Here is a 13615-nt window from a genome sequence, read left to right on the forward strand (position 1 = left end):
ACGGCTTGTCCTGGTCCGGTACAGCTATCCGGAAACCGGAATGTAAAGCTGGGCACCGGCGGGAACCACGGCGTCGCTGAGGTTGTTCAGCTCCATGATGTCCGCAATCACTTCGCGCGGGTCCCGGTCCGGTGCGTATTCGGCCGCCAGCCCCCAGAGCGAGTCGCCGGTGCTGACGCTGATCTGCTGGGTCCGGGTCTGTTCGCCGGCACCCCCTGCAGCCAGGGCCGGTGCAGTGAAGAAGCCGACAAAGGTCAGGAGTGCCGCGCCGCCGAGCATAATCGGAGCGCCAACGAGCAGGAGCCGCCCGCGGCGGGTGAGGCGGAGCGGGGCAGCGGACGATACCTGCCTCGAGGCCGCAGCACGCGAAGGCTGGGCGGCGCGGGAGGCCTGGGTGGTGCTGTAAGTCTTGGCGGTGCGGGCAGGGCGGGCAAAGCTCAGTGATGTGCGGGGTGCCGCAAGCTGAACTGTCATGGCAAAACCTTTCCGGTTCGAATCAGGTCCGGGGACAGCCATGGCTTCACGGCTTCGAAACTGGATTCGAATAGTTGGCAACCTTGAATCGAACATGTATTCGATTCCTGCTGTTCCTTTTCTAGCATCTATCTACGAACGATGTCGAGACTCACTCGAACAAATGTTTGAAAATGACTCTTCGCTCACCTAGCGTTGAGACAAGCGGTGACCGTTCGAATACAGGGAACCATCCGCCACTGACATTGCAGTGACCAGCACCAACCGCCCCGGCCCGGCCGGAATGCTCGAAGGGAAGCCGAAGTGCCCCGTAGGACCAACTCCGATGGCCGTCCGGCTGCATCCGCCCAAGCCGGTTCCGCCCGCCCCAAGTCACTGACACCCCGGCAAAAGAAGATCCTCGAGACCATCCAGGCTTCCGTCACCGCCAACGGCTACCCGCCCTCTATGCGGGAGATCGGTGACACGGTGGGGCTGGCCAGCCTGTCCAGCGTGACGCACCAGCTGAGCCAGCTGGAAAAGATGGGCTACATCCGCCGCGACCCCAAGCGTCCGCGGGCAATGGAGATCCTGGTGCCCCTGCTTATGCACACCGAGCGCACGGGACCGGGCACGGCCGCCGGCACCGCCAAGGAACAGGAGGCGCACTCCGCTGCGCAGTCAAATGTCACGGAGCTGACGACGGCAGTGGACACAGCAATGGTTCCCCTCGTCGGCCGGATCGCAGCCGGCGGGCCGATCCTGGCCGATCAGGTTGTTGAGGAAATGATCCCCCTGCCGCGGCAGCTGGTGGGCCACGGAGAATTGTTCATGCTGCGGGTCTCCGGCGATTCAATGGTTGATGCCGCGATCTGTGACGGCGACTGGGTTGTCGTCCGCCGCCAGCCAACGGCCGAAAACGGTGACATTGTGGCCGCTCTCCTGGACGACGAGGCTACGGTCAAGACCTTCCGCCAGCGCAACGGCCACACCTGGCTCCTGCCCCAGAACACCCGGTACGAGCCGATTATGGGCGACCACGCCACCATCATGGGCAAGGTTGTCTCCGTGATGCGTTCGCTCTAGTCCCACCAGCCAGCCGCCGGGGAGGTCACCTTCTGGCAGGAGACCTGCTAGGACGCTGCCTTCTGGGAGGCACTGAGCCGTTCAAGAATCCCCAGGGCCACGCTGCGGTCTGTCGTGGACCAGAACGGTGGCAGGGCAGCACGCAGGAACCCGCCGTATCGGGCATTCGCCAGCCTGGAATCGAGAACGGCCACCATGCCGCGGTCGCCGGCTGCCCGGATCAGCCGACCGGCACCCTGTGCGAGCCGCACAGCGGCATGGGTCGCTGATACGGTCATAAAACCGTTGCCGCCGGCCTTCGCCACGGCCCTGGTCCGCGCCGTCATCAGCGGGTCATCGGGACGCGGGAACGGAATGCGGTCGATCACCACCAGCCGGCAGGCCTCGCCCGGAACATCGACCCCCTGCCACAGGGACATGGTTCCGAACAGGCAGGTGGCGTCTTCCTCGGCAAACTGCTTCACCAGGGCGGACATGGAGGACTCGCCCTGGCACAGGATGGGGAAATCGACCCTGAGCCGCATGGCCGCGGCTGCGTCCTCTGCTGCCCGGCGGGAAGAGAACAGTCCCAGCGCGCCACCCCCGGAAGCCTTGAGCAGTGCTTCCAGTTCATCGAGCTGCGCCGTGGACGTCCCCCGCTCCGGCTTAGGCAGGTCGCGGGCTACGTAGAGCACTCCCTGCCGCGGATAGTCGAAGGGACTGCCGACGTCGGTACCGGTCCAGGCCGGTGCGGCCGCGCCCACCAAACCAAGACCGCCCGCCACAGGACCAAATTCTGACCCGATTGCCAGAGTGGCCGAGGTCAGGACAACTGTGTGGCCGTCAAAAAGCCCGTCACGCAGGCGTCCGGCCACCGACAGCGGAGCGACGTTCAGGGTAGCCGGTGAGGACTCATCCGGGGGCGAGTAGCCCTCCCCTGGGGCAAAAGTGCTGGGCCTTGACGCCCAGACCACTTCACCGGCGTCGGGCGCGCTGACCAGGCGTTCGCAGAGTTCCAGTACGGCCATCAGCCGTGAGCGGGCCATTTGGCGCCCGCCGTCCGCGGTGTCACCCCCCTCAGGCTTCGAATCGGAGAGCGCTGCCCGGCAGGCCTCCCGGACCCGGGCCACGGCCAGTTCCTGCTCCTCGTTCAGGCCGGACGGAAGCAGACCCGCAGGGATTGCCTCCACCGATGCGTCGAAGGCGCGGCCGGCTGCTGCCAGTTCCTCGACTGACGCAGATGTATGTTTGCGCGCGGCGGTGACGGCGGCGCTGATGACGGTCCCGGAAAGCTGCCCGGTTACGGCACCGGTGACGCGGTCCTGCAGCTCGTGCGCTTCATCGATGACAACGACGTCGTAGTCAGGAAGGACGGCGAGTCCTTCGAAAGCGCTGATGGCCAGCATGGCGTGGTTGGTGATGACGAGGTCGGCGACGGCGGCCTTGGCTCGGGCACGTTCGCTGAAACAGTATTCGGCAACCGGGCAGCGCTGCGCACCGAGGCATTCCATGGAGGTGACGGACACCTGCCGCCAGGCGCGGTCCGAAACGCCGGGCACCAGCTCGTCCCGGTCCCCCGTTTCGGTTTCCTCGGCCCACTCGTGCAGCCGGACAACCTCACGGCCGAGGGCCGACGTCGGGCCGGAAGCGGGTGCCGGATGCGGGACGACGCGGTCGTCGCCGAGTGTGAACAAGGCGCCGGGATCATCTTCCTCGGGAAAGCCCCCGCCGGTCTTGTGGACGCAGACATAGTTGCTCCGGCCCTTGAGCAGGGCGACATCCACTTCGCGGGGCAGCTTCGGTTTCAGGGCCGTGAGCAGCCGCGGCAGGTCGCGTCCGACGATCTGGGCCTGCAGTGCCAAAGTGGCAGTGGAAACCAGGGCGGGCTTGGGGCTCTCCAGCGCATGATGGATCAGCGGCACCAGATAGGCCAGGGACTTGCCGGTGCCGGTGCCGGCCTGCACCAGCAGGTGCCGGCCGGTTTCAATCGATTCAGCGACCTGGCGGGCCATCTCGTGCTGCCCGGGACGGTTCTGCCCGCCCATGGCGGCGACGGCGGTGTCCAGAAGATCCAGGACCTCCGCGCCTGCATCCTGCCTAGGCATGGTTGACGAACTGCTCCAACTCCGGGGCGAGGGCATCTCGGACCAGCACCCGCATGTGGGTTCCGTCTTCCTCGTGCTCCAGTGCCAGGATTTCCGCGTCCTGGCTGTGCAGGCGGGAGACGACGTCGCCGCGCTGGTACGGGACAAGCAGGTCCAGTTCCACCCCGGGCCGGGGAATTCCCTCGGAGATGGCCTGGAGCAGTTCGTCGATGCCCTCGCCGGTGCGCGCCGAGACCACAACGGTCCTCGGTTCGCGCTGGCGCAGCCGTTCGATCACGAACGGGTCGGCGGCATCGGCCTTGTTCAGCACGATAATCTCCGGGATCCGGCGGGCGTCGACATCGGCAAGGACGGAACGCACCGCTGCAATCTGTCCTTCGGGATCCGGATGGGAGGCATCCACAACGTGCAGGATCAGGTCAGCGTCCGCTACCTCTTCCAGAGTGGAGCGGAAGGCTTCCACCAGCTGGGTCGGCAGGGAGCGGACAAATCCGACGGTATCGGCAAGTGTGTAGCCGATACCGTCCGGGGTTTCGGCCCGGCGGATGGTCGGGTCCAGTGTTGCGAACAGCGCGTTTTCCACCAGGACACCGGCGTCGGTCAACCGGTTCAGCAGCGAGGACTTGCCGGCGTTGGTATAGCCGGCAATCGCGACTGAAGGCACCTGGTTACGCTGGCGGTTGGCCCGCTTGGTTTCCCGGGCCGGCTTCATGCCCGCGATTTCACGGCGCAGTTTTGCCATGCGGGTGCGGATCTTCCGCCGGTCGAGTTCGATCTTTGTCTCACCTGGGCCACGGGACCCCATGCCGGCTCCGGCACTGCCCACCTGGCCACCGGCCTGGCGGGACATGGATTCACCCCAGCCGCGCAGGCGCGGAAGCAGGTATTCCAGCTGAGCCAGTTCCACCTGGGCCTTGCCTTCGCGGGACTTTGCGTGCTGGGCGAAGATGTCCAGGATCAGGGCGGTCCGGTCAATGACCTTGACCTTGACGATGTCCTCAAGGCCGCGGCGCTGGGATGGCGAGAGCTCGCTGTCCACGATCACGGTGTCCGCGCCGGTGGCCGTCACGATGTCCTTGAGCTCCTGCGCCTTGCCGGAGCCGAGGAAGGTTCCGGGGTCCGGCTTCATGCGGCGCTGTACTATGCCGTCCAGAACCTCCGACCCTGCTGTCTCAGCCAGGGCGGCCAGTTCCTTGAGTGAATTTTCCGCGTCTGCGGCCGTACCCTCGGTCCACAGGCCGGCCAGGACCACCCGTTCCAGCCGAAGCTGCCGGTATTCAACCTCGGTGACGTCTTCGAGTTCCGTCGACAGGCCGGCAACACGCCGGAGGGCCCGGCGGTCCTGCAGGTCCTGCTGATCCCCGTCGGCATCTGAGTGCTCGGCTGCCTGCACCGAAAGTGCCTGGGCCTGCCCCCGGATTCCGGACGCAGTTCCCGGCGACACACTGCGCTTGGCAACTGCAGCGTCTTCCTTGGCCAGGATCCGATCGATGACGCCCTGGATTTCCTCGGGTTTGAGGTCCGTGGGCGTGGAGCCGGCAGCGGGACGGGAATTGTTGATGGTCATAATCTCCTTAGAAGCGGTACTAACCATGGTAGGCCAGAGGACCCACATTGTGTCGGCTGCCGTGGGGGTTGTGCAATACGTGCGCGGGTGCCGGCAGCCGGCGGGGGCGGCACACGGCCGCCCGGTCCCGCACCCGGTCCCGGAACCACTAATCTGGATAGTTATGGGTTCAGAGCACTACTTCAGTTCACAGCCGTCCTCACCGGAGGTCCGCAGGCCGCTGCGCGTCACCTTGGCCGGCCAGGAGCGGACGCTTGCCACTTCCGGCGGCATCTTCAGTCCCGATGGGCTTGATAAGGGAACGCACGTTCTGCTGTCGAATATTCCCGACCCGGCACCTGCGGGGAACCTGCTGGATATCGGCTCCGGCTGGGGCCCCATAGCCCTGACCATGGCGCTGAAGTCCCCGGGCGCGCAGGTCTATGCCGTGGACGTCAACGAACGGTCGCTGGGGCTGACCCGAGACAACGCGGCATCCCTGGGCCTGGCCAACGTCCACGCCCTGCTCCCGGACGCCGTCGATCCCCAGCTGCGCTTTGCGACCATCTGGTCCAACCCGCCGATCCGCGTCGGCAAGGAGGAACTGCATGCACTGCTGCTGCAGTGGCTGCCGCGGCTGGCACCGGGCGGAACCGCCTGGCTGGTGGTCCAGAAAAACCTGGGGTCCGATTCCCTGCAGCGCTGGCTCGGTGAAAACCTCGACGCCGATTTTGCGGTCAGCCGTTACAGCACCGCCAAGTCCTTCCGGATCCTTCTCATCAAGCGCAGCGGCGAACCTGCCTAGAGCAGCGTTCCGCGGGCCACAAGGACAGCGGGTCCGCTGAGTTCCACGTGTTCGCGGCCGTCCGGTCCGGCGAGGAAACGGACGCCGAGCTCGCCGCCGGGCACCCGAACGTGCCAGGCGTCCGGGGCGCCTGCTCCGGCCCAGAACCGGGTCGCCACAGCGGCTGCGCAGGCACCGGTGCCGCAGGAACGGGTCTCGCCCACACCTCGTTCGTGGACCCGCATGGTCAGCTGCCCCACGCCGTCGAGCACCAGCGGTTCGGCGGGCACCACAAACTCCACGTTGGTGCCGTTCGCCGGCACAGGTTCAACGGAGGGGGCCTTTGCCAGATCGGTCGCGGCCAGTTCCGACAGTTCGGCCAGAGCGACGACGGTATGCGGGTTGCCCATGCTCACGGACAGTCCCGGGCGCGGCACCTCGAGTCCCCCTGCGTTGACAACCGTGTCCATGGCCTTGGCCGCGGCGTGGTCGGGGAAAATGAACTCCCACGGACCCATGTCCACCGCGTAGCCGGTGTCCGTCCGGGTGACCGTTTTCAGTCCGGCCCGCGTGCCGATCGGCAGCACGTCGCCCGGGGCAAGCTGCACCAGTCCTTCTTCGAGCAGGAAGTGCACAAAGACCCGCACGCCGTTGCCGCACATTTCCGAGATGCTTCCGTCACCGTTGCGGTAGTCCATGAACCACAGTGCGTCCGGGTTGGTCTGCAGGACAGCCTGGCCTTCGGGCAGGTGCTCGGACCGGACCGCGCGGATGAAGCCGTCGGCCCCGATCCCGCTGTGCCGGTCGCAGATAGCCGCAACGTCAGCGGCGCTCAGGTCCCGAAGCCCATCGGGGTCTGCTGTCAGGATGAAGTCGTTACCGGTGCCGTGGCCCTTGGCAAAGGTCAGGCCGGCAAGGCTGGACGGCAGGCCGGAAGCGGACAAGGCAATGGGGGAAGTTGTGCTCACCCTTCAAGAATAGCGGCGGCGGCCTTGTTCACCAGTTCAGGATCGTCGAAGTCCAGCCAGGTGATGCGGGGGTCCGCACGGAACCAGGTGAGCTGGCGCCGGGCGAACTGCCGGGTGGCAACCACGGTGTCCTCCACGGCCTGCCCGCTGGTCCATTCGCCGTCGAGCACTTTCAGGAACTGGGCGTAGCCCAGGGCCCGGCCGGCGGTCTTACCGGTCCGCAGGCCGGCCGCGTCCAGCCGCCGGACTTCAGCCTCCAGTCCCTGTTCGACCATGAGCTCAACGCGGCGGGCCAGCCGCTCATGCAGGAGGCTGCGTTCCACCGTCAGGCCTATCTGCACTGCCGGCTGGAAGTAGGTGCGGTCCGGCATGAAGGAACTGAACGGCCGGCCGGTGAGTTCGTGGACCTCCAGGGCACGGACGACGCGCCGGGCATCGCCCAGGCGTGCCGCAGACACCGGATCAAGCTCCTGCAGGCGGGAACGCAGAACCTCGAGACCGTCCGTGTCCAGTTCCGCTTCCAGCCGGCGGCGCAGTACGGGGTCCGTTCCCGGAAACTCCAGCACGTCCAGGGCCGCGCGGACGTAGAGTCCGGAGCCGCCGACGAGGATGGGATACCGGCCGCGGGACTGGATCTGGGCGATCAGCGCCCGGGCCTGGGCTTGAAAGGCGGAGACGCTGGCTTCCTCGGTCACGTCCATGATGTCGAGCAGGTGATGCGGCACACCGCCGCGCTCCGCCAGCGGAAGCTTCGCGGTCCCGATGTCCATGCCCCGGTAAAACTGCATGGAATCCGCGTTAATAATCTCCCCGCCGAGGCGCTGCGCCAGCGCCACGCCCAGGTCGGACTTTCCGGAACCGGTGGGACCGACGACGGCGACAACGGGCAGTTCGCCGCGGGTCACCGGCGCGGCGGCAGGACGGGCATACCCAGGGAAACGCCGGCGCGGGCGCCCTCAGCTGCGGGGGCGGGAACGCCGCAGGATTCGGCCTGCGCCCGGTCCCAGGCATCCCCGGCCCGGGAACGCCGCAGCGAGTAATCAGCCGCCGAGGCCGGGTCGGATACCAGGTGGAACGCGGCAGCGGAGGTAATCGGAACGGTCACCAGGTCCCCCGGGCGGGGAACCGGAGCACCTTCGGGAACGGAGAAGTGCACCAGCCGCTGATCGCGGGAGCGGCCGGACAGCCGGCCGGTCTCCTCCGACTTGCGTCCCGACGCGGCGGTGACCATCACTTCGACGGTGGTGCCGACCTGCTTGGCGTTCTCCTCGGCCGCGATCCTGTCCTGCAGCGCGGTCAGCCGTTCAAAGCGTTCCTGCACAACGGCCTTGGGCAGCTGGTCGGGAAGGTCGGCGGCCGGAGTGCCGGGGCGCTTGGAATACTGGAAGGTAAAGGCGGTGGCGAACCGGGCCTGCTCCACAACGTCGAGCGTGGCCTGGAAATCTTCCTCGGTCTCCCCCGGGAATCCGACAATGATGTCCGTTGAAATGGCTGCGTGGGGCATCTGCTGCCGCACCCGGTCCAGGATGCCCAGGAATTTCTTGGACCGGTAGGAACGGCGCATATCCTTGAGGACCTTGTCCGAGCCGGACTGCAGCGGCATGTGCAGCTGCGGCATCACGTTCGGGGTTTCGGCCATGGCGTCGATGACGTCGTCGGTGAAGGCTGCCGGATGCGGGCTGGTGAAGCGGACACGTTCCAGCCCCTCGATGGACCCGCAGGCGCGCAGCAGCTTCGCGAACGCCCCGCGGTCGCCGAATTCCACGCCGTAGGAGTTCACGTTCTGGCCCAGCAGCGTGACCTCGATCGCGCCGTCGTCGACCAGGGCCTGCACCTCGGCGAGGATCTCTCCCGGCCGCCGGTCGCGTTCCTTGCCGCGCAGGGCGGGGACGATGCAGAAGGTGCAGGTGTTGTTGCAGCCGACTGAGATGGAGACCCAGCCGGAGTACACCGAGTCGCGCTTGGTGGGCAGGGTGGAGGGGAAGACCTCGAGGGATTCCAGGATCTCCAGCTGGGCGGCGTCGTTGTGCCGGGCGCGTTCCAGCAGGGCCGGCAGCGCGCCGATATTGTGGGTTCCGAAGACAGCGTCCACGAACGGGGCCTTGGCCAGGATGGTGTCCCGGTCCTTCTGCGCCAGGCAACCGCCGACGGCGATCTGCATGCCCGGACGGGTTTCCTTCACATGAGCCAGCTGGCCCAGGTTGCCGTAGAGCTTGTTGTCCGCATTCTCCCGCACGGCGCAGGTATTGAAGACCACGACGTCGGCTTCCGCGCCGTCGGCGGGTACGTAGCCGGCGCCTTCAAGAAGGCCGGAAATCCGCTCGGAGTCGTGCACGTTCATCTGGCAGCCGAAAGTACGGACCTGATAGGTGCGCAGGGGTGGCTGCGGAGGTGCGTCGAAGGTCTCAGCGGGGGCGGGGCGGGATACAGACAGGCTCACCGTACTAGGGTACGTCGCACGGGTGGCGGTGCCCCAATCTCCCGGCTTTTACTGGCTGGCACCGGCTGTCCGGCTTCGGTTCCCCGCTGCCCCGCTCCCGGCTTCGGGGACCGGGGGCGGAAGTCCGTTCCCTAGTACCAGTTGTTGGCGTAGTGGAAGTTCAAGGCCGAGCAGGGGCTTCCGTACCGGGACTCGATGTAGGTCAGGCCCCAGTTGACCTGCGTCTTGTAGTTGGTCTGCCAGTCGCCGCCGGCGGTGGCCAGCTTGGTGCCGGGAAGTGCCTGCGGAATGCCGTAGGCACCGCTGCTGGCGTTCGTGGCACTGGTCAGCCACTCGGATTCCTTGGTCCACAGGGTATCCAGGCAGGCCATCTCCGAGGCGCCCCAGCCATGTCCGCCCAGCGCAGTTGCCGCGTAGGCCTTCGCGCCGGCAGGGTCGTCGACCGGGACTGATGCCGCCGCAATCCTGGCGGCTTCGGCAGCTGCGGCCTCTTCGGCCGCTGCTGCAGCTGCCTGCTCGGCGGCGAGCTGCGCGGCAGCCTGTTCCGCCGCTGCTGCTGCCGCCTCAGCGGCCGCCACGGCGGCGGCATCGGGGGTGCTCTCCGCCGGCTCCGGCGCCGGCACGGCTGCTTCGCCGGCGGGTGCATCCCCGGTTGCTGACGGGGACGCGGAGTCCGACGGCGCTGCTTCTGCCGGTTGCTCGGCCGCGGCATCGGTTTCGTTGAAGATGGGCAGGGTCAGGCTGGCGAGCTGGATTCCAGCGGTGGCCCGCAGATCCTTGTCGCTGCTGGCTGCTGCGCCGGCGCTGCCGAGGATCACGGCTCCGCCGAGGGCAGCAGCGGCCCCAACCTTCATCCGGTGGCGGCGGCGCTGGATCGCACGCTGCCGCCTCTCTTCACGCCGTCCCTGATCTGCTTTACTCATAAGACCGGGACTGTACACACCGTTCCTGAGTTAGATCGCGGATTGATAACGCTCAGGTTGCGCTTCGGTAACGGACCCGCTTTAATACCAGTTATTTTTCTCGGAATGTGCCCAGGCAGCACAGGGTGTGCCGTACCGCTGCTGGATGTAGAAAAGTCCCCAGTTGATCTGGGTGCGGTAGTTGGTGCGCCAGTCTTCCCCGAAGGCGGCCATCTTGTTGCCGGGGAGGGACTGCGGGATGCCGTAGGCGCCGCTGTAAGGGTTAGCTGCGCTGGTCCGCCAGTTGGACTCACGGTTCCAGAGGTCCACGAGGCAGCGGAACTGGCCACTGTCCCATCCGTGGCCGGGCATGCTGGCAAGCGCATAGCCCTGGGCACCGGCCGGATCATCCACCGGGGCCGCGGGCGGCGGCGGAACCGTCTCCTGCACGGGTGGTGCAGGTGTCGTGACTGGAGGTGCTGGTGCGGCTGGAGGTACGGATGGCTGGGGCGCTGCCGGAACCTGGGGGCTGCTGGGTCTTGTGGGATTAATCACCGGTTCGGCGTCCGGCCGGGCGGTCTCCGCGGCTGCTTTTTCGGCGGCCTCCGCTTGCTGGCGGACCGATTCCTCGGCGCGGGCAGCCTGCATCCTGGCCAGTTCGGCTTCGGCCGTGCTGTCCCGCAGATCTGCCAGCTGGGCGATCAGCACTCCAGTGCGGTCCTCCTGCGCCTGCACGGCCTTCTCCGCCGCTGAGGTGGCCGCTTCCGCGTCCTTGTAGAGGGCGTCGGCTTCCTCAGCCAGCACCCTTCGTGCCTCGCGCTCGGCGTCTTCGGCGTCTTCCAGCGCCGCGGCGGATTTTTCCGCAGCTGCCGCCCGGTCGAAGAGGCGGGATGTCCGCTCAGTGACCAGCTGCAGGGTCCTCATGCGGTCCAGGTGTGCCACACCCTCCTCGGAATCCAGGAGGAAGAGCACTGTGCTGTCCATGCCGCCGGTTTTATAGGTCTGGGCGGCGAGTGCGCCCACCTGGTTTCGCAGTTCCGCGGCTTCGGCTGCCGCTGTCTGCCGTTGGCCGGCCAGTTCGGCCACGCGCGCATCACTGGCAAGGAGGTCATCGCGCAGCGAATCGTAGCGGCTGGATGCATCCACGGCGGCGTTGCCAAGGGCTCCGGCCTCATCCTGCAGTTTGGTGAGATGTTCTTCGAGCTGGCTGATCTGCGCTTCCCGGGCAGAAACATCGGACTTGGCGGCTGCTATCTGGTCCCAGCTCGGGTAGTCATCCGCGGAGGCGGGCGCGGCCGACAGCAGCGCAGCGGCAAGAACCCCGGCCGCTGCTGCCGCTGTCAAAGACGGGATAGACAACTTCTGTCCCAGAAACCTCACTGTAAACATAATGAGGATCAGCATACGATACGCCGGTGGTATCCCCTACTGGCGCCTGCGGCCGGATTTGCGGCCCCTTCCACGGATCCGGGGGCCCCGCCCGCCTGGCCTGCACCGCCCGGAGGGGTACCGTCACCGTCACCAGGCGGTGTCGTCGGCTTCGGCTCCCTGGTTTTCCAGTGCCTCGTTCACCACGGCGAAACCGAGGGAGGGCGAGTAGCCCTTCCGCGCCAGCATAGAGACCAGCCGCCGGACCTGTTTGTCCCGTTCCTGCCGGTCTGAAGACACTGCAGCGTTGCGCAGCTTCCGGCGCACCAGTTCCTGCGCTGCTGCCCGTTCATCGTCGCTGCTCAGCTGCTCGAGGGCTTCCTCCGCCAGTTCCGGGGCGATCCCTTTCTCCGCCAGCTCCCTGCGGAGGGCTGAACGGGCCAGGGACCGAGTCTGGGATCGGCTCTGTACCCACATCCGGGCGAATTCGGCGTCGTCGATCAGCCGGACCTCTTCGAAACGGTCCAGGACAGCCGCCGCGACTTCCGCCGGGACGTCCCTTTCGGCCAGCTTGTCTGCCAGCTGGCGGCGGCTTTTGGCGGAACTTGTCAGCTGCCGCAGGACTATCGCCCGGGCAACCGAGTACGGATCCGCCTCTGGAACGGAATCAGCCGGCGAACCGGGCGTGGGGCCGTTCTGGTCTCCCCCGCCCGGTTTCCGGCCACGGCGCTGCTGCATCCTTGGGGCTAGACTTCGGCTGCTGCCGTGTTGTCAGCTGCCGGAGCCGCCTTCTTGCCCTTCGGTGCCTGCTCTTCAGGTTCCGGATCGACGCCCAGCTTGACGCGCAGACGCCGTTCAATCTCGTCCGCGAGTTCCGGGTTGTCCCGCATGAAGCGGCGTGAGTTTTCCTTGCCCTGCCCCAGCTGGTCTCCGTCGTAGGTGAACCAGGCACCGGACTTCTTGACGATTCCGTGCTCCACGCCCATGTCGATCAGGCTGCCTTCGCGGGAAATGCCCTGCCCGTAGATGATGTCGAACTCCGCCTGCTTGAAGGGCGGGGCCATCTTGTTCTTGACGATCTTGGCACGGGTGCGGTTACCGACCGCGTTGGTGCCTTCCTTCAGCGTTTCGATGCGGCGGACGTCGATGCGGACCGAGGCGTAGAACTTCAAGGCCTTGCCGCCGGTGGTTGTTTCGGGGCTGCCGAAGAACACACCGATCTTCTCGCGGAGCTGGTTGATGAAGATGGCGGTGGTTTTGGTCTGGCTCAGGCGTCCCGTGATCTTTCGCAGGGCCTGGCTCATGAGCCGGGCCTGGAGGCCAACGTGACTGTCGCCCATGTCGCCTTCGATTTCCGCGCGCGGCACCAGGGCGGCTACGGAGTCAATGACGACGATGTCCAGCGAGCCGGAGCCAACCAGCATGTCCATGATTTCCAAGGCTTGTTCGCCGGTATCCGGCTGCGAGACCAGCAGCGCGTCGGTATCGACGCCGAGCTTCTTGGCATATTCCGGGTCCAGGGCGTGCTCGGCATCGATGAACGCTGCGATTCCGCCGTTCTTCTGTGCATTGGCGACGGCGTGCAGGGCCACGGTGGTTTTACCCGAGGATTCCGGGCCGTAGATTTCCACGACGCGGCCGCGGGGCAGTCCGCCTATGCCGAGCGCAATATCCAGGGCGATGGAGCCCGTTGAAATGGTCTCGATCGGTGCGCGGGTGTCGTCTCCCAGCCGCATGATCGAGCCCTTGCCGAACTGCTTATCGATCTGGGCCAGTGCTGCTTCGAGTGCTTTGGCGCGGTCTGGAGCGGCCATTCTTCACCTCTGTTGTTGTGGCTGTTGCTGATGTTCCTGGCCCGTGGGCCTGCTGTCGGTTCCTTGCTGAAACCGTATGCGACGGCACTGACATTGCCAGCGAACGCATGCCGGATGTGGACAGCCGGAGCGGGGCGGGCCAGTTGCTGCCCCTGTGTAGGAGCATATCG

At 66.5% G+C, this 13615-nt stretch carries 12 protein-coding genes; 2 read left to right on the forward strand and 10 right to left on the reverse strand.

Annotated elements, in window-relative coordinates; all coding sequences use genetic code 11:
• Window positions 1–24: 24 nt before the first annotated feature.
• Window positions 25–474 (reverse strand): LysM peptidoglycan-binding domain-containing protein, encoded by a 450-nt coding sequence (locus H9638_RS03565; protein ID WP_191745853.1) that lies wholly within the window; start codon window positions 472–474, stop codon window positions 25–27.
• A 375-nt stretch (window positions 475–849) separates the two neighbouring features.
• Here H9638_RS03565 and lexA point away from each other — a divergent pair, with 375 nt between their 5' ends.
• Entirely contained in the window at window positions 850–1539 is a 690-nt protein-coding gene (gene lexA, locus H9638_RS03570) for a transcriptional repressor LexA (RefSeq protein WP_225217027.1), read from the forward strand.
• Between the two features lie 47 nt (window positions 1540–1586).
• Here the strand turns inward: lexA and H9638_RS03575 are convergent, their stop codons facing one another.
• The gene (locus H9638_RS03575) at window positions 1587–3623 is read right to left on the reverse strand and encodes an ATP-dependent DNA helicase (protein ID WP_225216986.1); all 2037 of its coding nucleotides are present in this window, start codon (window positions 3621–3623) and stop codon (window positions 1587–1589) included.
• On the reverse strand, window positions 3616–5190 hold the full coding sequence (gene hflX / locus H9638_RS03580) for a GTPase HflX (RefSeq protein WP_191745856.1): 1575 nt from the start codon (window positions 5188–5190) through the stop codon (window positions 3616–3618). The genes H9638_RS03575 and hflX overlap by 8 nt, the downstream gene beginning before the upstream one ends.
• Before the next feature lie 163 nt (window positions 5191–5353).
• Between hflX and H9638_RS03585 the strand changes: the two genes are divergently transcribed.
• Window positions 5354–5974 (forward strand): class I SAM-dependent methyltransferase, encoded by a 621-nt coding sequence (locus tag H9638_RS03585; protein WP_191745857.1) that lies wholly within the window; start codon window positions 5354–5356, stop codon window positions 5972–5974.
• On the opposite strand, the gene dapF is transcribed toward H9638_RS03585, so the two are convergent.
• The 7 genes from dapF to recA form a co-directional block, all read right to left on the reverse strand.
• Window positions 5971–6921, reverse strand: coding sequence for a diaminopimelate epimerase (gene dapF / locus H9638_RS03590; protein WP_318241769.1), 951 nt, complete (start codon window positions 6919–6921; stop codon window positions 5971–5973). The two genes, H9638_RS03585 and dapF, sit on opposite strands and share 4 nt — an antisense overlap.
• Complete coding sequence (gene miaA / locus H9638_RS03595; RefSeq protein WP_191745858.1) at window positions 6918–7826, reverse strand: tRNA (adenosine(37)-N6)-dimethylallyltransferase MiaA; 909 nt, start codon at window positions 7824–7826, stop codon at window positions 6918–6920. Before miaA ends, dapF begins: the two co-directional genes overlap by 4 nt.
• Entirely contained in the window at window positions 7823–9355 is a 1533-nt protein-coding gene (gene miaB / locus H9638_RS03600; RefSeq protein ID WP_191746321.1) for a tRNA (N6-isopentenyl adenosine(37)-C2)-methylthiotransferase MiaB, read from the reverse strand. Before miaB ends, miaA begins: the two co-directional genes overlap by 4 nt.
• Before the next feature lie 137 nt (window positions 9356–9492).
• Window positions 9493–10284, reverse strand: a complete 792-nt coding sequence (locus H9638_RS03605; protein ID WP_191745859.1) for an aggregation-promoting factor C-terminal-like domain-containing protein — start codon at window positions 10282–10284, stop codon at window positions 9493–9495.
• Window positions 10285–10365: 81 nt separating this feature from the next.
• Window positions 10366–11622, reverse strand: coding sequence for a coiled-coil domain-containing protein (locus H9638_RS03610; RefSeq protein WP_191745860.1), 1257 nt, complete (start codon window positions 11620–11622; stop codon window positions 10366–10368).
• Between the two features lie 159 nt (window positions 11623–11781).
• Window positions 11782–12369: a regulatory protein RecX gene (locus H9638_RS03615; protein WP_191745861.1), complete on the reverse strand. Its 588-nt coding sequence runs from the start codon at window positions 12367–12369 to the stop codon at window positions 11782–11784.
• 8 nt (window positions 12370–12377) lie between these two features.
• The gene (gene recA, locus H9638_RS03620) at window positions 12378–13445 is read right to left on the reverse strand and encodes a recombinase RecA (RefSeq protein ID WP_191745862.1); all 1068 of its coding nucleotides are present in this window, start codon (window positions 13443–13445) and stop codon (window positions 12378–12380) included.
• Between the last annotated feature and the right edge of the window lie 170 nt (window positions 13446–13615).

Source organism: Arthrobacter pullicola (assembly GCF_014836875.1).
GTDB classification, from domain to species: domain Bacteria; phylum Actinomycetota; class Actinomycetes; order Actinomycetales; family Micrococcaceae; genus Arthrobacter_B; species Arthrobacter_B pullicola.

Excerpts from the sequence above, each read along its gene's own strand:
- H9638_RS03565 (WP_191745853.1), bottom strand. The coding sequence starts at position 474 with ATGACAGTTCAGCTTGCGGCACCCCGCACATCACTGAGCTTTGCCCGC.
- H9638_RS03575 (WP_225216986.1), bottom strand. The coding sequence starts at position 3,623 with ATGCCTAGGCAGGATGCAGGCGCGGAGGTCCTGGATCTTCTGGACACC.
- hflX (WP_191745856.1), bottom strand. The coding sequence starts at position 5,190 with ATGACCATCAACAATTCCCGTCCCGCTGCCGGCTCCACGCCCACGGAC.
- H9638_RS03605 (WP_191745859.1), bottom strand. The coding sequence starts at position 10,284 with ATGAGTAAAGCAGATCAGGGACGGCGTGAAGAGAGGCGGCAGCGTGCG.
- H9638_RS03585 (WP_191745857.1), top strand. The coding sequence starts at position 5,354 with ATGGGTTCAGAGCACTACTTCAGTTCACAGCCGTCCTCACCGGAGGTC.
- recA (WP_191745862.1), bottom strand. The coding sequence starts at position 13,445 with ATGGCCGCTCCAGACCGCGCCAAAGCACTCGAAGCAGCACTGGCCCAG.
- H9638_RS03615 (WP_191745861.1), bottom strand. The coding sequence starts at position 12,369 with ATGCAGCAGCGCCGTGGCCGGAAACCGGGCGGGGGAGACCAGAACGGC.